This window comes from Sphingobacteriales bacterium (assembly GCA_016719635.1).
Classification (GTDB): domain Bacteria; phylum Bacteroidota; class Bacteroidia; order Chitinophagales; family JADIYW01; genus JADJSS01.
The window spans coordinates 164,132-184,246 of sequence record JADJYT010000016.1 but is presented as its reverse complement, the minus strand read 5'-3'; the positions used below and the strand labels follow the sequence as shown (position 1 = coordinate 184,246).

General features: G+C 41.0%; 17 protein-coding genes and 1 tRNA gene. 17 read left to right on the top strand and 1 reads right to left on the bottom strand.

Going from position 1 to position 20,115, the window contains the following annotated elements:
- The first annotated feature begins 28 nt into the window (after positions 1–28).
- The 6 genes from IPM95_15575 (at position 29) to IPM95_15550 (ending at position 8,112) form a co-directional block, all read left to right on the top strand.
- The gene (locus tag IPM95_15575; GenBank protein ID MBK9330676.1) at positions 29–2,071 is read left to right on the top strand and encodes a hypothetical protein; all 2,043 of its coding nucleotides are present in this window, start codon (positions 29–31) and stop codon (positions 2,069–2,071) included.
- A 98-nt stretch (positions 2,072–2,169) separates the two neighbouring features.
- Complete coding sequence (locus IPM95_15570; protein MBK9330675.1) at positions 2,170–2,874, top strand: PorT family protein; 705 nt, start codon at positions 2,170–2,172, stop codon at positions 2,872–2,874.
- Between the two features lie 113 nt (positions 2,875–2,987).
- Entirely contained in the window at positions 2,988–3,398 is a 411-nt protein-coding gene (locus IPM95_15565) for an OsmC family protein (protein ID MBK9330674.1), read from the top strand.
- Positions 3,399–3,469: 71 nt separating this feature from the next.
- Entirely contained in the window at positions 3,470–4,645 is a 1,176-nt protein-coding gene (locus IPM95_15560; GenBank protein ID MBK9330673.1) for a PLP-dependent transferase, read from the top strand.
- Between the two features lie 570 nt (positions 4,646–5,215).
- Positions 5,216–7,354 (top strand): hypothetical protein, encoded by a 2,139-nt coding sequence (locus tag IPM95_15555; protein MBK9330672.1) that lies wholly within the window; start codon positions 5,216–5,218, stop codon positions 7,352–7,354.
- 38 nt (positions 7,355–7,392) lie between these two features.
- The gene (locus tag IPM95_15550; GenBank protein ID MBK9330671.1) at positions 7,393–8,112 is read left to right on the top strand and encodes a glycosyltransferase; all 720 of its coding nucleotides are present in this window, start codon (positions 7,393–7,395) and stop codon (positions 8,110–8,112) included.
- Between the two features lie 192 nt (positions 8,113–8,304).
- On the opposite strand, the gene IPM95_15545 is transcribed toward IPM95_15550, so the two are convergent.
- A complete protein-coding gene (locus IPM95_15545; protein MBK9330670.1) occupies positions 8,305–8,583 on the bottom strand; it encodes a hypothetical protein in 279 nt (92 codons plus the stop codon).
- A 105-nt stretch (positions 8,584–8,688) separates the two neighbouring features.
- Here IPM95_15545 and IPM95_15540 point away from each other — a divergent pair.
- From IPM95_15540 to IPM95_15490, 11 genes are all read left to right on the top strand, one after another.
- Positions 8,689–8,764: transfer RNA gene (locus IPM95_15540), tRNA-Phe, on the top strand.
- Between the two features lie 177 nt (positions 8,765–8,941).
- On the top strand, positions 8,942–9,106 hold the full coding sequence (locus tag IPM95_15535) for a hypothetical protein (GenBank protein MBK9330669.1): 165 nt from the start codon (positions 8,942–8,944) through the stop codon (positions 9,104–9,106).
- 115 nt (positions 9,107–9,221) lie between these two features.
- Complete coding sequence (locus IPM95_15530; GenBank protein ID MBK9330668.1) at positions 9,222–10,355, top strand: carbon-nitrogen hydrolase; 1,134 nt, start codon at positions 9,222–9,224, stop codon at positions 10,353–10,355.
- Positions 10,356–10,724: 369 nt separating this feature from the next.
- Positions 10,725–11,642 carry an alpha/beta hydrolase gene (locus IPM95_15525; protein MBK9330667.1) on the top strand — a complete coding sequence of 306 codons (918 nt, stop codon included), beginning with the start codon at positions 10,725–10,727 and terminating at the stop codon, positions 11,640–11,642.
- Between the two features lie 336 nt (positions 11,643–11,978).
- Positions 11,979–12,809, top strand: a complete 831-nt coding sequence (locus IPM95_15520; GenBank protein MBK9330666.1) for a hypothetical protein — start codon at positions 11,979–11,981, stop codon at positions 12,807–12,809.
- A gap of 96 nt (positions 12,810–12,905) precedes the next feature.
- A complete protein-coding gene (locus tag IPM95_15515; protein MBK9330665.1) occupies positions 12,906–13,760 on the top strand; it encodes a hypothetical protein in 855 nt (284 codons plus the stop codon).
- A 210-nt stretch (positions 13,761–13,970) separates the two neighbouring features.
- Entirely contained in the window at positions 13,971–15,416 is a 1,446-nt protein-coding gene (locus IPM95_15510; GenBank protein MBK9330664.1) for an oligosaccharide flippase family protein, read from the top strand.
- 92 nt (positions 15,417–15,508) lie between these two features.
- Complete coding sequence (gene dut, locus IPM95_15505) at positions 15,509–15,943, top strand: dUTP diphosphatase (GenBank protein MBK9330663.1); 435 nt, start codon at positions 15,509–15,511, stop codon at positions 15,941–15,943.
- Positions 15,944–16,070: 127 nt separating this feature from the next.
- Entirely contained in the window at positions 16,071–17,837 is a 1,767-nt protein-coding gene (locus tag IPM95_15500) for a tetratricopeptide repeat protein (GenBank protein MBK9330662.1), read from the top strand.
- Between the two features lie 56 nt (positions 17,838–17,893).
- The gene (locus IPM95_15495) at positions 17,894–18,721 is read left to right on the top strand and encodes a DUF4292 domain-containing protein (GenBank protein MBK9330661.1); all 828 of its coding nucleotides are present in this window, start codon (positions 17,894–17,896) and stop codon (positions 18,719–18,721) included.
- Positions 18,711–20,090, top strand: coding sequence for a peptidoglycan DD-metalloendopeptidase family protein (locus IPM95_15490; GenBank protein MBK9330660.1), 1,380 nt, complete (start codon positions 18,711–18,713; stop codon positions 20,088–20,090). Before IPM95_15495 ends, IPM95_15490 begins: the two co-directional genes overlap by 11 nt.
- Positions 20,091–20,115 lie beyond the last annotated feature (25 nt).

The following is a 20,115-nucleotide window of genomic DNA, read 5'->3' as shown; positions in this document are numbered from 1 at the left end:
TGATTTGGTATTGTATGATGCTATGACGATGAAAGAAATCACGCCCAAAATCATGGAGGCGGTTCACGGGCGGTTTAATACTATCGGGGAAAGAGAATTCTCTGTTGAGAAAGGAAGAAATACGGCAGTGAGCTGGACACTACAAATACCTTCAGGAATTGATGCCGTTACATATAAGGTAGTGGCATCGGCGGAAAATTTCAGCGACGGAGAGCAGGCAACGCTGGTAGTATTGCCGAACAGAATGATGGTGACGGAAACGATGCCGTTATGGGTGCGCGGACAGGATAGAAAATCCTACACGTTTGGTAAATTATTAAACAATAAGTCCACGACACTTAAGAATTACAACCTCACACTTGAAATGTCATCTCAGCCGGTGTGGTATGCCGTTCAGGCACTACCTTACATGATGGAATATCCGTTTGAGTGCGCGGAACAGATATTCTCCCGATATTATGCCAACACGCTGGCATCCTATATTGCCAGCCAGAATCCAAAAATCAAAACCATTTTTGAGAAGTGGAAAAATACCGACGCTTTGCTGTCGAATCTGGAAAAGAATCAGGAGCTGAAGGCCGTATTGCTGGAAGAGACACCCTGGGTGCGTGATGCGCAAAATGAAACCGAACAGAAGAAACGAATAGCCTTGCTTTTTGACCTGACAAAGATGGCGGATGAACAGCAGAAGGCTCTGCAGAAACTGATGCAGATGCAGACACCCAACGGGGGCTTTACCTGGTTTCCGGGCATGCCTGAAAACCGTTATATCACCCAGCATATCGTAGCGGGATTAGGGCATCTGTCTAAACTGGAAGTATTGAACCTGAAGAAAAACGCAGAGATTAACGGCATGCTGCAAAAAGCAGTCGCATATCTGGATGACCGCCTTACAGAAGATTTGGAGAATATCAAAAAATACGATAAGGATTATCTGAAAAAAAATCACCTTTACCATTCCAACATTCACGCCTTGTATGCACGTTCCTTCTTTGATTTTAAAATGGAAGATAAAAACAAGGAGGCCTATGATTATTTCCTCCAACAGGCTAAGGACAACTGGTTGAATCAGGATTTATACTCCAAAGCCATGCTGGCGTTGGTATTACAACGCACGAAAGAAAAACCTGCAGCGGATAAAATCATTGTTTCGCTGAAACAGAATGCCATCAACAGCGAAGAACTGGGCATGTACTGGAAAGCCAATGAAACAGGCGGTTGGTACTGGTATCAGGCGCCGGTGGAAACACAGGCATTGCTCATCGAAGCGTTTCATGAGGTGGCTAACGACAACAAATCGGTGGATGAAATGAAAGTGTGGCTGCTGAAACAAAAACAAACGACTTCCTGGAAGTCTACCAAAGCAACGGCAGAGGCTTGTTATGCGTTGCTCTTACAAGGAAAGGACTGGACAAAATCCGACCAGCTGGTACAGGTATCCATGAATGGAAAGACAATCGACCCGATGGCTCTAGGTGCTACTGTAGAACCTGGCACAGGCTATTACAAAATCAGCTGGAAACCGGAACAAATCACTCCATCTATGGCGAAGATTGAACTGAAGAAGAAAGATAAAGGGCCTGCCTGGGGTGCTGTTTACTGGCAGTATTTCGAAGACCTGGATAAAATTTCAGGCGCAGCCACATCCCTGCAATTAACTAAGAAACTGTTTAAAGAAGAGAATACCGGTGAAGGAAAAAAACTGATTACCATCTCCGATAAAACACCTTTGCGGGTGGGCGATGTTGTAAAAGTCCGCATCGAATTACGAACGGACAGAAACCTGGAATACGTACACTTGAAAGATATGCGTGCTGCCGGATTTGAACCGGTCAATGTGTTGTCGCAGTACAAATACCAGGATGGATTGGGTTACTATGAAAGCACAAAAGATGTGGCTACTCATTTCTTTATGGACTGGATGCAGAAAGGGGTGTATGTGTTTGAATATTCCATGCGGGTGACCATCGCGGGTAATTTCTCCAACGGTATTACATTGATAGAAAGCATGTACGCGCCGGAATTCAAATCCCATTCCAAAGGAGAAAGGGTTACTATCGTCAGAAAATAGTACAAACTATACACTACCTGTTATTAAGTATTTTTGATAAAAAAGTAAACTGAAAATATATTTGCCGGTATATTTGCGTTCTATTCAAAATTAGACTTATGCAACGAATCATTTTAGTGACACTGCTTTCCGTATTTTCCAGCCAATCGTTATCTGCAAGAGATATTTCCCAAAAACGAGACTTGGCTACTATCCTCGGTGGTGTAGGCTTTGCGACAATGAGTGCGGAAAATGACAATGAAGGAGCCAGAAATGGAGTAAAGATAGGAGGAATGGCGGGTTTTGGTTATGAACACCGTTTTAAAAAAGTGGCTGCGATTGAGATAAACCTGATTTACATCAATAAGGGGGTTCAGCAAAAATGGAATAATGATGTTACCAAAGGATATATCCGTTCCAACTTTCATTCTATCGAATTTCCGGTATTATTCAAATTTTATATTGGAAAGAGAAAGATGTTTAATCTTTATGCAGGCGGATATGGCGCCTACGCCGTTAATGTCCAGATAAAAACAAAGATTACCAATAGCGTGTCTGGTATGGTATTAGTGGACGATGTAAAAAACAATGCTTTAAGTAATGATAAGAATCCAAAAGATGTAAACGATAAACGATATTTTCGTGCATTTGATGCCGGTGTGAGTGCCGGGTTCGAATTTGTGTCAAAAAGCGGGTTTGGTGCCGGTGCGCGAGTGAATAAAGGGCTGTTGGATTTTACCAATCCAAAATTTGAATCTCCCATTACGGATAATAAATGGATAACGCATACGAATGTCATGTTTTATGCCCTTTTCAAAATATGACGGCATGTCGTAAATAACAGAAGCGGCTGCCTGAAAAGGCAGCTTTTTTGTTTTAACACTAAAAAAATACCCGACACTAATAACTAATTACGAATAACTGATAACTTTATACCATGCAAGTTGAAATACAAAGGGTTAATAACAAGGTGCATCTCGAAGCCCGCAACGAAGATGGTATAGTCGTACACATGGACGGCTCTCCGGATATAGGCGGAGAAAGTCTGGGTGCACGGCCGATGCAGATGGTTTTAATGGCATTGGGAGGCTGCACCAGCATGGATGTGCTGTCGATGCTGAATAAAATGCGTGAAGAGGTGAAAGGGTATAAAGTGATTGTCAATGCAGACCGTGCAACGGAACATCCGATGGTGTTTACAAAGATTCACATCCATTTTATACTGGAAGGCAATCTGAAAAAAGAAAATGTAGGAAAAGCCATCCAGCTGTCAATGGATAAATATTGCAGTGTGACGCACATGCTGAATAAGACGGCAGCCATTACACATGATTATGAGATTTGCTAATTGTCATCTCGGATGAAGGGAGAGACCTTGTAAGGTTTCTCGTTACACCCGGAATGACTAAACAAGGATATATGAAAAAATACACTCACTTCGCCACCAATGCGATTCGTACGCAGCATGAGAAAGCGTTCCGCGAGCACAGTGTGCCGTTGTACCTGACGTCTTCCTTTACATTTGACGATGCGGAACAGGCGCGCGCCTTATTTGCGGATGAATATGTTGATAATATCTACTCCCGTTTCTCCAATCCGAACGTTAATGAATTTGTGGAAAAAATGTCTGTGCTCGAAGGAACGGAAGACGGCTTCGGAACGGCAACGGGTATGGCCGCCGTGTTCGCTTCCATCCTGACATTCCTGAAACAGGGCGATCATATCCTGGCATCGTCTGCTTTGTTTGCATCCTCCACCAGAATCATCAAAGAGTTTCTTCCAAAGTGGGGCATAGAGTATTCCTTTTTTGATATCAATAAACCCGATACCTGGGAAGGATTGATTCAGTCGAACACTAAAATGATTTTTGCAGAAACGCCTTCCAATCCGGGCCTGGTGCTGATTGATATGGAGTACCTGTGCGGACTGGGAAAAAAACACCATTTGCTGGTGAATATCGATAATTGTTTTGCAACACCGTATCTGCAAACTCCTGCACAATATGGTGCGGACATCATTACGCACTCTGCCACTAAGTTCATTGACGGGCAGGGAAGGGTTTGCGGAGGGGTGGTGCTGGGCAGCGCCGCGCTGATGAAAGAAGTGCGGGCGTTCTGCCGCCAAACCGGCCCGGCCATGTCGCCGTTCAATGCATGGGTATTGTCTAAAAGCCTGGAAACACTGCATGTACGCATGGACAGGCATTGCGAGAATGCACTGGAATTGGCGAAGTGGCTGGAAGCACACGAAGAAATCGAAGATGTGAAGTATCCTTTTTTGCCGTCGCATCCGCAGTATGAACTGGCGAAGAAACAGATGTCGCAGGGCGGAGGTGTCGTGACCTTCATTGTGAAGGGCGGCATAGACAGAGGCAGAAAATTCCTCGACAGTTTAGAGATGTTTTCACATACTGCCAATCTGGGTGATTGCCGAACCATTGCCACGCATCCCGCCTCTACCACCCACTCCAAGATAGAGGAAAGCGTGCGCGAAGCAGCCGGCATATATGGCGGCACTATCCGTGTGTCTGTTGGATTGGAACATATTGACGATATTAAGGCAGACATACAGCAGGCGCTGGAAAAGAGCAAATAGAGATACACAATCATGACAAAAAAAAATCTCTTGCTGTTTGTTCTGATTGTATGTGAAATACTATTAATTACCTATTGCCGAAATATTTTTGGAAGCTTATTGAGTCCCGTTGTATTGCTGATTGTCTCCGTAATGATCGGAGTATTGTTAATATACCCGGCTTTTGACGAGGTATATGTTTTGCCATCTTTGAATTGGAAATTGAGTAAAGGGCAGACGTTATATTTAATGTTGTTTGTCTTTTATCTATTTATTGTGATACTATTGATTATCCCAAAGGGTAGTATTAAAGCGGTATATACCTATTATCCCATAGATCCTAAATATTCTGACATAATTCCTACGATACGATTAATGTGCGAAAGGTTCATAAATGGAGCTAATGTATATGCCAAAATATCAGAGTTTGGGTATGAGTTTTTTCCCGGATACCTCCCGTTTTCATGGCTTCCTTTCTTACCCGCAGAATATTTTCACTTTGATTACAGGATGATAGTATTGCTGATCTTTATTGTTACGGTCACAATTCTTATAAAAAATGGATATGGACAAAATAGTGAATTTGCAAGCATGCTTTCACTTTTTTTATTGTTCCTTTTCATAAAAGCAACAATTGATAAAGAGGCTGCATCATTGGGCTGGACGGTAGAACTAATGAACGCTTCTTTTTACACACTACTGTTAATAGGCATTCTCAACAAAAACACGTATCTGAAATTTATTGCTATTCTCCTTTGTTTGTTAACAAGGTATTCAGTAGTCGTTTTATTACCACTCTTCTTACTGGTTGAGTTAAAAGAAACAGGAGTTAAAAGATCCTTTTTTCTGGTTATGCTAATTACCGTATTGGTATCGGTGATTATGGTGCCTATATTTTACAATAATTGGAGTTTGCCTGAAGAATGGGCATCTGCCTATTCAAGGGCCGGCATCGGAGAATGGAGGCATCTGGACACCAACGGGTTGCCTTTGCATATTTTTAACGGCACCGGATTTGCATCATGGGTTTTCAAATATAAGAGTGGTAGTATAGAAGAACGGTTTACTTTCCTTCAAAAGACACATTTCTACTTAGTGTTGTCGACCACTTTGATACTATCCGTAATTTATTGGCTGAAACGAAAAGCGTTAGACTCCGGGATATATTTAGCAGGGGCAGTAAAAATATATTTTTCAATATTTTATGGTTTCATTCAGGTTCCTTATACCTATTTATTCCTTGTCCCGGTTTTTTACAGCGTTGCAGTATTTGTCTTGTTAAACAGAAATGTTTCTTTAAAGGAATATAACAGAGGGAATAAGCTATTTCAGAAACTCTTCTCTTTCAGGCAGAAAGCCTTAAGTCTGTTCCCCTACATCATTTTGGGGTGGTACTTGGGAATGGCGGTGTATTACTATAAAGCCAGGATAACTTACGGAGATACCGGGTATTATTTATACAAGATGATACAGAGTGAAGGATTTAACATTGAATCCGGCCGTGCGATTAGTGTCATTTCACAATGGCTTCCCCTGCTCCTGATTAAATTATCCGCCCCTTTGCGAATCGTAATGATTGGTTATTCTGTCAATTTTGCTTTGGTATATGTTGCTGGTTTTCTGCTGATACGGTATCTGCTCAAGTCTGAATTCTTAGCGTGGGGTGCATTGTTGTGTACACACCTCTTTTTGCATTACGGCTACTTTTATCCGACAGAGATGATTTTTTCTTCTGCGGTAATGGTATTTATAATGGCCTTCCTGACGTTTAACGACAGGAATAAGGAGAAACCCATTCCGCTAACAATATGGTACGGGGTGGGTGTTGCTCTGCTGCTGAGTATCTCCCTTATTCATCCTTTTTATTATGTAGTGGCAATGATAATATTGTTCTGTCTGCACCTGATAGAACCTAATATCCGGTATATCCATTTTATCGTCCTGGCAATCCTCATTCTGATTGTCAAAATCACGTTCTTTAAAAGCGGATATGAGGCGGGAAAATTATCCGGTATAGACATAAACGTCTTTTCGTGGAAAGCGATAGATAAGTCCTACCTTACTTTTTTCTGGCGGCAAACGTTCAACCATCGGCTGCCGGTGACAAAGTTTTTGTTTTATGGGTTTATCATTTATTTATGCTGGCGGCGGAAATGGCTGCTGGCGGCAGCGTTGCCGTTGGGATATCTTGCCTTGTATTTATTGGTCTATTTGTCTATACCAAACGGAGAGTCGTTAGGGTATATGGAATGCTACATGGCGGCAATTTCTGTATTCCCGTTAATCGTTTTCCTGGTGTATGCAGAAAAGAATTTGATGGAGTATAAGAACACATTCATCTTTATGGCGTTTATTCTGTCCCTCTTAGGGCTGGCACGGATGAAATCAGAAACGATTTACAAGGCGAGGGTAAAATACCTCGAATCAATATTTGCTTATGGAAGGGAAAATAATATAGCCAAGTTCTTTGTGGAAGACAACGAGATTAAACATGACAAGATACTCGTTGGTTGGGCGTTGCCATACGAAACATTATTATTGAGTACCGTGAGCGGGAAAACACAGACAATATACCTCAATACAGACAAGAAGAAATTAGAGGAAATAAATAATAATCAGTTATTCCTGGGGGTGCCGTGGGAGGAGCCGATTCATGAGATAAGCTTAAGAAAGAGGTATTTTACATTGGACTCAACTCCGTACAAAAGGATAAACGGACTGGAGTTTTAAAGAGATTAAGAAAAAAGGTTAGCTGAAAGACAGGCAAGATGATTACATTGGTTTTTGCATTATATAACGAGGAAAAGAGGATTTATCTGCTGGAACAGGGATTGAAAGAATATAATAACCAGCATCAGCTGATTAAAGAAATCATATTTGTGGATGATGGCAGTACGGATTCTACCGTCAGGTATCTGCGACAGATGCAATCCAAATATCCTCAATTTAATATCAAGATTATCCCGGTTCAAACCAACAGAGGCAAGGGTAATGCGGTTAAAGAAGGTATCATGACAGTAACACAACCCTGGGTACTTTGCAATGATGCCGACCTTTCCTATTCCATGGATCAGATTGACGAGTGGGTGAATATGGAGTGGATTGACTTTACAAAAATAAATGAGGTATACTTCGGATCGAGAGAACTAGGCAAAGACAATCAGGAAATGAAGCTGTTCTTGCATAGGAGAATTATTGGCAGGATCTATGCTTTCTTTATACAGCAGATAACAGGCATTTCCGTCAGGGATACACAGTGTGGGTATAAGCTATATCCATCCTCATTGGCAAAACAGGTTTTTAATAATATATCGGAAGAGCGATTTGCCTTTGACGTTGAAGTACATTTTTTGCTGAAGAAACTGAATATTAGCATTAACTTCCTGCCTGTTAGATGCATTGACATAAAGGGGTCTAAAGTTCATCTTATTAGTGATAGCTGGCAAATGTTCAGGGCGTTGTTTCGGATAAAAAAGAGGCATGGATAGTCTGTGCTTATTAGATCAATACAGGAGTTGTCAGGTGAGCTATCCCGAGGAATAACTTCGCAAGTCTGCACAGAAATTAATAATAAGCAGAAGGTTAAAGTAACCACAGAAAAATATACTAAGCATAATAATGAACTGAATATAACCCATTGGAATTTCTTCATGAAAGGTAAATGGTTTCTATCGTTTTTATTATCCATACCCATAACGGCTGGGCATCCATGTAAATGATATGCTCTCGGTAGGGATAAAATAACCCCGAAAAATGCAGGTCATTGTCGTATCTGAGGTAATAAGCAAAAGTGAAAAAATTTTAATTCCATCTCCGGTAAAATCTGAAATGTTGCTGCCAATGGGTAAATAGATTTCATGGTTCAATACCAGGAAAAAACAGAGGATGGTAAAGGAAAGAATAAATGCTAAAAGATACTTGTTGATATGGTATCTTGTGTCGCTGATCATTTTTTCCATCTACAATTATACTGTTTTCTATTGTTTCTTTGAAATAATATAGTATTTTTGCACACCAATTTATTTTCGGGAAGTAAATACACAGGAAATAATTGGAGTTGACATGGTGCGGTAGCTCAGTCGGTAGAGCAAAGGACTGAAAATCCTTGTGTCGGCGGTTCGATCCCGCCCCACACCACCAACATTTTTTAGGACGCCTTGTAAATGAATAGTTTATGAGGCGTTTTTACTTTAAATTATGTCTAGGAGTACACTCTGGGGTACACTTTTTTGTAAAAACATGCTTTTGGATGCCGGATATTCTGAAAACACATGCCAACCAATTAATTAAATCTTTAAAGAATGTATCCTATTTTGTATGTCAAAACAGGTTGATTCAGCTCTTGCCTTTTTCGAACAAATCCGTCACGTCTCTCATCTGCATTATGATTGCCGGCTCGAACTGAGTGGTGTACTGAAAAGCTGGGCGGTTCACAAAGCACCCTCCATGAATCTGGACGACAAGCGTCTGTCAGCTGATTAAACAGAATGATGCGCTTGCAGAGCACAACAGTTGACAACTTTCAGAGCATTGCCTGCTTTATCGATGCTTTTCGTATTTTTATAGAGTGAAAAAATTTAAATACCCCCTCTGTTTTTTGTTACTGTTGATAGCAGCCTACAATTTCTGGGCGGCCTCAGGCAGAATGAAATCCGTACAATCACTCTTCCCGAGATACGTTATCGGCAATTATGAAAGTTACGGAACGAATACAGGCAACGGAAATGTTCTGGCGTTATCACCATACCTGCATACCTATGATTTTTCATCGGAGCAGGCGTATTACAACATGCTGCATTACTACCTGAACCTCGCACAGCAAAAGAAATTACTCAATGATTCTACAGTGGTTGTGCTGCCCGAGTACATCGGAACATGGCTGGTGGCGGCGAATGAAAAAACCGGAATCTATAAAGACACATCTGTGACGGATGCCCTGAAGAACATTGTATACTCCAACCTCGGGAAATTCGGGTGGGCATACCTGTTTACAAATGCAAAAGAAAAGGGTAAAGAAGCCGTCTTTAAAATGAAAGCGGCAAAGATGCGGGACATCTATCAGCATACGTTTTCAAAACTTTCTAAAGAATTTGGCGTAACCATAGTAGCCGGTTCTGTTGTTTTGCCGGAACCTTACGTGCAAAACGGAAAAATAGAAATTCATAAAGGCGGCAGCCTCCATAACATCGCTGCGGTGTTTGATAAAAACGGAAAGGTGCTTTCTCCTTTGACAAAAAAGCGCTTCCCGATTGAAGAGGAACTGTCTTTTTCCACAGGCGTGGTCAAAGAAAAAATCCCGGTGTATCGTACCCCTGCCGGAAATTTGGCGGTGCTGATTTGTGCGGATGCCTGGTACCCTGAAAACTTCAGCGAAATAGCGGATAAACCAATCGACATGCTGGCGGTTCCATCTTTTGTAACAGGCGAGAATACCATGCAGGAACAATGGAATGGGTACAGCGGTGCAACCACCCCTTCGGATGTAGATAAGGCTGATGTGAAGCAGATAACGGAACAGGAGGCATGGATGAAATACAGTGCACAGAGACTTGCTGCCCTGCCGGGGTTGAAAGCGGGCATGCAGGTGTTTCTCCGCGGCGATTTATGGAACCTGGGCACGGATGGAAATACGCTCTTTAGTGCAACGAGTACGATGCAGCTGACGAAAACCCCGGAAGAAAAAACGGGCTCTTTGGTGAACTGCTGGCTGCCCGCAAAAACTACCCGGTAGTATAATAACACATTCCGGCTTACAAACTCTGTCTCTCGCGAGTGTTCCACAGGTACACTCGTGTGTACTAAATCAGCCGGTCTCCGACCGGAAAGCGTTGCCGTTGGTGCTTAGTTTGAAAGGCAAAGCGGAACAAACGCCACCAACACCAACTTACTGTTGTTCATGCCCCCCGCCGGTAGGAGTCAAGCCACTATGTTTGAAACTTTTAATTACATTGATTACTTGAATTCAGATTACCTAAATTTTAGTATTGACAAATACGATTATTATTATTACGTTTACATATAATTAATAAGATTTTTATGAAAAAATCAAAAATCAAAAATCAAAAATCAAACAGTATTAGCTATTATATTGTTGGTTTTTATGGCGGTAAGTTCTTGTAATAAACTGGAAGACAGTGTCCTGACGGAGTCTTCCGGCAATAAATCCATGAGCGCAAGAAAGGGTAGCGTGGGTAATGAATTTGATTCTCTTTATTATTATGCCAATCTCCTATCTCCGACAAGAGATATATCTAATTTTAAAAACATAGGCGGTGTCTTGCCAGACTTCTCTACAATGTCAATTACACCACAAGTTGGTGGAGGTGGCGGTTCCGGGGATTGTTATACCCCTACACCATGTAATGGAATTACATTTCCATTGCAACCGGGCTGGGCATGTGATGTATACCCACCCAAAGATACTTTCAATAATGTTATTTCCTGTTACGGACACTATGGTTCTGACCCTCGGCAAATGTATTACGTTTACTATCCGGCTAATAAAAATGCAAATTCGCCAATAGTTGTTCTAGTGCATGGCGGCGGGTGGGTAATTGGGCCAAATCAAGATAAAATTCAAGGCAATACATTTGGATTTACATTGAACAAACCTGATAATTTAGTAAAAAACTTATTAGATAATGGGTATGTCGTTGTTTCAGTACTATATCGGTTAGTAAAATACGGAAACAATAATTCAGAAATAACTTCAAACACAATAACGTGGCAGGAACAGATTGATGACCTTGATGCAGCAATCTTGCATATTAAAAATAATTTTCCTGCTTGTTTAGATATAAGTGCTAACAGTATACAAATACTGGGAGAGAGTGCAGGGGGTCATTTAGCTTTAATGTGGGCTTACACAAAGTCAAATGTAAGTTATGTAAAATCAGCAATTAGCATGTATGCCCCAACTAATTTACAACAATACGGTACTTATTTACAAAGTAAAACTAGTGGCATTTATAATTGTGGTGCAATTTATTATTATATTCAAAACACCCAATACCAATAGCACTCTAGCGACGTTTAGCCCATCTAATGCGTTAAATACAAATAGGATTATTCCAACTTTTATAATGCACGGAGATGGTAACAGTGATAAATTGGTACCGTATAATCAGGCAACCAATGGGATGTCAACAAAATTAAGTACTACAGGCGGTTTAATAGCAACGCTCACTACAACTAATGCTTCCGTATCTTATAATTATAGCACGAATCCATCTAAACATTTAATAAAACTTTTTCCAGGGGCTGATCATGGATGGGCTAATTTAACAGCATCTGATTTAACAATTGTAAGAAGTAATGTAATAACCTGGCTAAATGGCCATAAATGACTGGATAAATGAAATCATCTATAAAGATACTCATCGCTTATATTCTATTATTCTTTGTTTCGTCCTGTACAAAATATGACAGTCCTCCTAATTTATTTTATGGGAAATTAAAGACTATAAAAATAAATAATGATGCTGCACTGTATTTGGAGTATGATAGCACGAATGGAAATCTGATCAGGGTTAAAAATGACAGTTTACACCTGGAGATTAAGTTTGGTTCATTAATCAATAATGAAATAGTTATAAGAAATAATACTACATCTCAACAAATTATAGTCCGTATTTCCGCGACAAAAAATATTGAGTCTGTAATTCTATTGGATACGCTTACTGCTATACAAAAACTTTATTTTTCAGCTCATTACTCAAACAATAATATAGATACTACAACTGAATATGGCGATGTATTCGTTTCCAATATTCAAAACTATACTTTTATATCAGATAGTTTTAACTACTTAAAAAATAATCTTTCATGGCAGGTGAGTGATTTCTCGGGAGGAACTATTTCTTATGAAGATACCGTAATTTATACGTTTAATCCACAGATTTATGATGCTTATCTACCGCTTCAAAAACCCATACAATCCATAGGATATGCCTTAAGCGGCAATGTATTCGAAGATCCTTCAGCGTTAAATTTATTGGAACTAAACGGCATCAATATTTTTAAAAAAAATAAAAATCTAATTCAATCTGTAAAATCTGCAAATTATGGTTATATAACGAACCTTAGTTATGTGTTGAATACATTAAATCAGGTAATAGAAATGAACGTCTCCAATCCGGATGGTACAGGCACTTATTTAACCTATAGAATGACTTATTATGAATAAGTGATATGATTTACCGAATGTATATTTTTAACAGCTGTAAAGGATTCTATTCGATCCAATATTTTAGTATGGTTAAACGGTCATAAATAGAAATAAATGAAGAGAATATTTATACGTTTATATGTGTTGACAGCTATTTTTACTATTGGGTGTAAAAAATCAGAAACTTCATATCCACTAAAAGGTAAAATAAAATCCTTAGAGATTATAGATGTTAACACCGGCGCTCGAAGAATGCTTAATTATTATTACGATAGCGATAAAAACTTGAAATCATCAGAAGGAGATAGCCTAAAGTTTATTATAGATCGCATAGATGCCCAAATCACAAAGGTACAACTTACTGTATTAGCAGATGACCCAAATTTCAATAGCAGGCAACTATATATAGTACATACAAATACGTCCAATCAGATAGAATCCGTTAACCTGTTGGATACCCTTACTTCAGAAGAAACCAATCAAATTAAGATTGCTTATAATTCAATACTGATTGCAGATACGGTAACGGAAAGTGGACAACCGGTGTTTGTACATGATGTTTCTAACTTTAATTATTTGTTTGATGGTAATAACTATGTTAAACAAAAAGTTTCAGGGTATAAATACTCCTTTTTAGGTGGAGAGACCTATTATTTGGATAGTATAACATATTCCTATTCAGATATACCAAATAATAATTTTATCCCATTACAACAGCCGTTTTTAGGTACAGCTTATGCGTTAACAGGAAATACCAACAATAATCTACTCTTGTATCTGCTCGATATCAATGGATATAGTGTATATAAACGAAATGCCAACCTGATAAAATCAGTATGTTCCGCAAATTACGGATATATAATAAACTATAATTATACGCTAAACCCATCTGGTCAGGTTGTTGAAATGGCGGCGTCTAATTCAAATGGAACCGGAACATATATGACATATAGGATGACCTATTACTAGATGCTGAAAAAATTAATGCTGAATTATAAATTTGAAAACTGTTTCAATTTCCCAGGAGAGTCTCTCGCAGAGGACTCTGCGTTATTGTTATATACTTTGTTTAATTTACGCAGAGTCCCTTTCTGGAGACTCTGCTGAGAAGGTAGAAACCAATCACAGAATACCGTTAAAATTAAAAATTGTAACTTCGCTGGACAGAAACATTGTAATTTGAGCATCGTAAAAAAACTAGCAGGTGATACCGCGGCCTATGGCGTCAGCAGCATTCTGGCGCGGCTGATCAACTTTCTGTTTGGTTTCCTGATCATCAAATATATCTCGCAGGCGGAGTTTGGTACCTACACCAACTTTTATGCGTATGCCGGGTTTGTATTGGTGGTGCTGACACATGGCATGGAAACCGCCTTTTTCCGCTTTGTCAATAAAGAACAGAATAAAGAAGATGCGTTTACTACTGCCTTCTTTTCCATTTTTACGGTAGTCGTGGCATTTGTCATCATCGGATACCTCTTCCGCCAGCCGATAGCCGACTATGTGAAAGAGCCTGTTCTGTATGTGCAGTTTTTTATATGGATGATGGCATTTGATGCGCTGGCGGCCGTTCCTTTTGCAGGTCTTCGCGGGCAAGGCAGGCCCATCCTGTTTGCCGGATTAAAGGTGTTGAATATTCTACTGTTTATTCTCTTCAATGTCCTGTTCTTTATGGTGCTTCCTGAGATGGGATATGAACTTTCTGTTACCAGGGTATCATACATTTTTATCGCGAATATCATAGCGAGCGTTTGTACATTCTTATTATTGCTCGGACAGTTCCGCCAGCTGAGAGGAAGACTCGATAAGGAATTGTATAAAAAAATGCTGCACTATGCCATGCCGATTATGCTGGTGGGGTTTGCCGGTATGATTAACGAAGTGCTCGACAGAATCATTATGACCCGCCTGTTGCCGTATGATGACCTGACGAACAAAGAACAACTCGGCATTTACGGCTTCAACTATAAATTTGCCATGCTGGTCACCATGTTTCTGCAGGCATACAGATTTGCGGCGGAACCTATATTTTTCAGGCATGCGGAAAAATCGGACAGCAAGAGCGTGCTTGCGGCTACCATGAAATATTATACCATCTGTGTCTGTGTCCTTTTCCTGCTCATCACCTTGTTCATGCCGCTGATACAGTCTTTGTTTATCCTGTATTCGCCTAAGTCGGAAGCCTATTTTGTCGGAGTGGGCATCGTTCCGATTTTAGTGATGGCGAATATTTGTCTGGGCATTTATTTCAATATTTCCACGTGGTATAAGATCACGGATAAGACATACGTAGGTGCGGTTATCGCTTTTGTCGGCGCACTCATCACGATTGTTATGAATGTTATTTTAGTGCCGAAGATCGGCTACTGGGGTGCTGCCTGGGCCACGCTGGTCTGCTATGTTTCTATGGTGCTTATCGGTTACATTACCGAGCAAAAATATTATCCCATTCCGTATGATTACAAAAGGATTTTATTTTATCTGCTGTTTGCCGTCGTTCTTTTCCTGTTTCTGCAATATCTCATATTGCCGTTGCAATTCCCGCTGTGGCTGAACACGACGGCAGCCGCCGTAATGCTGAGTTTTTATGTTTTTTCGGCCTGGCATTTGGAAAAGAAAAGATGATATCTTACTGAAAATCTCCTTATATTTGTAGGTTGTGCAGGGGAACGTGTAATGACTGATTGTACAACAGGAAACCATTCAATGAGTAAGAAATGAAGTTAAAAATTGTAAACACATCCGATAATCCGCTACCGGTATATGAAACGACAGGATCTGCCGGACTGGACCTGCGTGCACAGTTGCAGGAACCGGTTATGCTGAAACCTTTGCAGCGTGCATTGATTCCAACAGGACTGTATATCGAACTGCCGGATGGCTATGAGGCGCAGGTGCGCCCGCGAAGCGGGCTCGCGCTGAAGAAAGGCGTTACGGTATTGAATTCACCGGGAACCATAGATTCGGATTACAGGGGCGAGATAAAGGTCATCATGATTAATCTGTCTAATGAAACCACCGTCATCAATACCGGTGAACGAATAGCACAGATGATCATCTCCAAATATGAGAAAGTGCAGCTGAAGGAAGTGGATGAATTGAATGAAACCGAACGCGGTGAAGGCGGCTTCGGTCATACCGGTGTCAAGTAAACAGTTTTCCAGCTTAAATAATGTTAATTTCACCTTTGTTTCAGCCTGTTTTTTTGCCGGAAATGTTAGATTAGAAGAAGTCGGCAGACAGATTGATTTAATAAGCAGGTAAAACCAATATTCTAACGTGAACAGAAGACAATATTTCATTTCAGTTTTATTTTTAAGTTATCTCCTGATAGGATATGGAGCGGTGGCATTGGCAGGAAAGAAAAAGAAAGAAGGCAATTCCGTTCAGGTATCTTCGGCCCCGATAACTAAAAAGGATGTGGAGGAACAATCTGTCTTCATCGAAGGGATGCAGGCATATCTTTTGGGCAACACACAGGATGCTGCTGCCAAATTCAACGAGGTGTTAAGACGCGACAGCAAAAACCATGCAGCCTATTATCTGCTCGCTAAGATTGCATTTGAAACTGGCAATATGGATAAGGTCATTGAGTATGCGCAAAATGCCATCAGGTATGACCCAAACAACGAATATTATTACCAATACCTCGCGGAAGCAAAAGCAGAAAAAAATGACTTTGAGGGGGCGTCTAAGGTCTATGACCTAATCGTAAAATTGAATCCCAAAGATTACGACTATTACTATGACTGGGCGTATATGCTATCCAAGGCCGGCAAGCTGAAAGAAGCGGTAGATGTATATAATCAGCTGGAACAAAAGACAGGCGTTTCGGAAGAACTCGTTTTCCAGAAACAACCGCTTCTTTTAAAAATGGGGAAAGTGGATGAGTGTATTAAAGATGTGGAGAAACTGATAAAACTGTATCCGGATGATACCCGATATGTCGGCCTGATTGGAGAAATCTACGAGTCGTATAAGATGTATGATAAGGCGATAGGGGTATATAAAGGAATGCTTGTAACAGACACGAATAATGCATATGCGATGATGGCACTGGCGGAGATGTACCGGAAAAATGGAAATATTGCATTGCATGATGAGTGGGTGCAGAAGATATTCAATAACAAGAATATCAATATCGACGCTAAGATTCTGACCATTATCCCGTATATCGAAAAGCTGGCAAGAGACTCCTCTTTGAAAACGGAAGTCATGAAAATGGCAGACATGCTGGTTGCGTTGCATCCGAACGATGTAAAAGCGATTACTGCCCGTGCAGACGTGTTGTATAATGTGGGCAGTAAAAAAGAAGCACAGGGCGAATACATCAAAGCCGTCAACATGAGCGATGTACCGTCAACCGTATGGATTCAATTGTATATCCTGAATGCAGAACTGGAGGATTATGATAATCTGATTGTGTATTCCAAAATAGGAATCGAAAAGAATCCGGACGATCCATTCGGCTATTTTTATAATGCGATTGCTAACCAGCAAAAGAAATACCATAAAGAAGCGGCATCGGTTTTGTTGACTGCCTTTGCTATGCAGCAGAAAAGTCCAAATGCTGCTGTGACGCCACAGCTTTCTTTGCAGATGCTGATTTTGCTCGGCGACATATCTTTTGAACTCAGGGATTACGACCGCACGGACAGCTCGTATGAAGCAGCGCTGGAAATTGACCCCAATAATGCCACCGTATTGAATAACTATGCCTATTACCTTTCCGAAAGAAATATAAAGCTGGAGAAAGCGGAACGCATGAGCAAGAAGTCCAATCTTCTGGTAGATAATAATTCCGCATTCATAGATACATACGCGTGGATTATGTACAAAATGAAAAACTACAGTGAAGCTCTTGACTGGATAGAACAGGCCATGGTACTGCCGGATTCTAAAGAACGGGCAGAACTCCTGACGCATTACGGCGATATTCTTTTTAAATCCGGCCAAACAGAGAAAGCGATCGAACAATGGAAAAGAGCCATTGAAAAGGGTGGCGATAAAGAGGCCCTGGAAAGCAAGATAAAGGCAGGAATATAGCCGCAACCGGTTTCGCTGCACGGTTTAACCCATTCCCGGATTTATTTATAGACGAAATGAACAAAAATACTATTCCCTCCTACTCGCCCCGTCCCCTCATCAAGGTTGTTGTGATGATACTGGTCATTACGGGATGCAGTCAAACGAAAAGAACCGCGACCACGCCCTTAAAGCCGCTTCCTCCTGCCACCCAGAAACCGGCCGTTACGCCCATCGATGCGAATGTGATGGCCCTGCTCAAGGAATTAAAATCAAACGAGCTTCCATTTCAGGAACTATCGGCCAGAATGAAGACGAAAGTGTCTTCACCCACACTGAACCAAAGTTTCACAACTAACATTCGTTGGAAAAAAGGCGAGAAAATATGGCTCTCGATGTCTATTATTGGGATTGAAGGAGCACGCGTTTTGATTACGAAGGACAGTATAAAGATCATGGATAAGATAAACAGCAGGTATATTCTGAAACCACTCTCTTACTTGAAGGAGAAGGCGTATGTTGATTTGTCATTTGCCGATATTGAAAATATATTGCTCGGTCAGCTGGTCTTTACAGATACTACAAAAGCGAAATACGCCAATAATGCCACCAATACGACCATCTCCGCGGATGGGCAACGCTTCCTGACTTCTGTTGTTTTTGATAAGAAAACCAATCAGCTGTTGTCTTTCTTTGTATCGGATAAATTGTTTTCCCGAACCATAGAATCTGCCTATGACAACTATCAGGAACAAGCGGGCAAGCCTTTTTCCATGGACAGGACGCTGGTCATGAGAAGCGGAATGGAAACCTTTGAAATGGTGGCAAAATTCCAGAGTATCGAAGTCCGCCAAAATTTAGAATTCCCTTTTACCATCTACCCCAATTACACCATTGAAAAATAAACCGGACATACCTGCTTCTTTATTGGAGTTTAAGAATAGAATCGTTCTGTTATTGGTGCTTGTTGCGATCACTTCAGGGGCGCTGGCGCAGACGAGCAAGGCGACATTGGAGGCGAAAAAGAAGAAGCTGCTCGAAGAGATACAGTTCACCCAGCAGTTGCTGACCAAAACGAAAGCATCCAAAGATGCTACGCTGGCGGATCTGACAGCACTGTCCAAACAGATTGAATTAAGACAAAAACTTATCAGGGAAGTGCAGCGTGAGATCGACGGATATACCGTAAAAATCAACCAGAATGTGGACTCCCTGAAACATAAGGAACAGCAGCTGCAAAAACTGAAGAAAGAATATGGTGAAGCCATTGTACGGATTTATAAGAACCAGCGCTTTGCCGATAAATTGCTGTTTGTCGTAAATGCCAATTCCTTTTCGGAAGCTTTACGGCGCGTGAATTATCTGCGCCGGTATGCCACTTTCAGGAATCAGCAGGCTACGCAGATCATAGATAAGAAATCAGAAATAAGCGGTCAGATTGCCGTCATTGACCAGAAAAAGAAGGTGAAGGAAGAATTGCTGACAGACCAGGTTCAGGAAAAACAACAACTGAATAAATCCGTCACACAGAAAAATACGGTCGTACAGACACTGAAAAAGAAAGAAAAGGAATTGCAGAAGAATATTGCCAAAAAACAATCAGAAACGGCAAAACTGGATGCACAGATTGAAGCCATCATCAAAAAAGAAATTGAAGCGGCGAGATTAGCCGAAGAAAAACGGCAGAAAGAAGCATCGTCTAAACTGGCAGCGGCGGAAGCTGCCAAAAAGAAAGCGGCGGAAGAGGCTATTAAGAAAGCAAAATCGGAAGGCAAGCCGGTTACCAAAGAAATGGAGGAAGCTGCCACCAAGAAAGAAACGCCGGTAGTGGTTACATCGACTCCGGAATATACGCAGCTCACTTCTAATTTTTACGGCAATAAGGGAAAGCTGCCCTGGCCGGTGGAGAAAGGGTTTATCAGCAAAGGGTTCGGCAGATATAACCATCCTGAACTGAATAATGTATCCTTTGAAAACAATGGTATTGATATCCGGACAGATGCCAATATAAGTGTCCGCTGTCTTTTTGAAGGTAAAGTGGTGGGTACATTGAATAACCCAACGTTTAAGAACGCCGTTATCATCAGCCACGGCGAGTATTTCACCGTGTATTCCAGGCTGGAATCGGTCAATGTAGCGAAAGGGCAAAAGATTGCCACCAAGCAGGTCATTGGTAAGGCATACACCGATGAAGATAACATCACAGAAGTGCACCTGGAAGTATGGAAAGGGGCAGCCAAACTCAACCCCGCAGACTGGATTTACAGAAAATAAATAATTGTACAGATGCTCATCCATC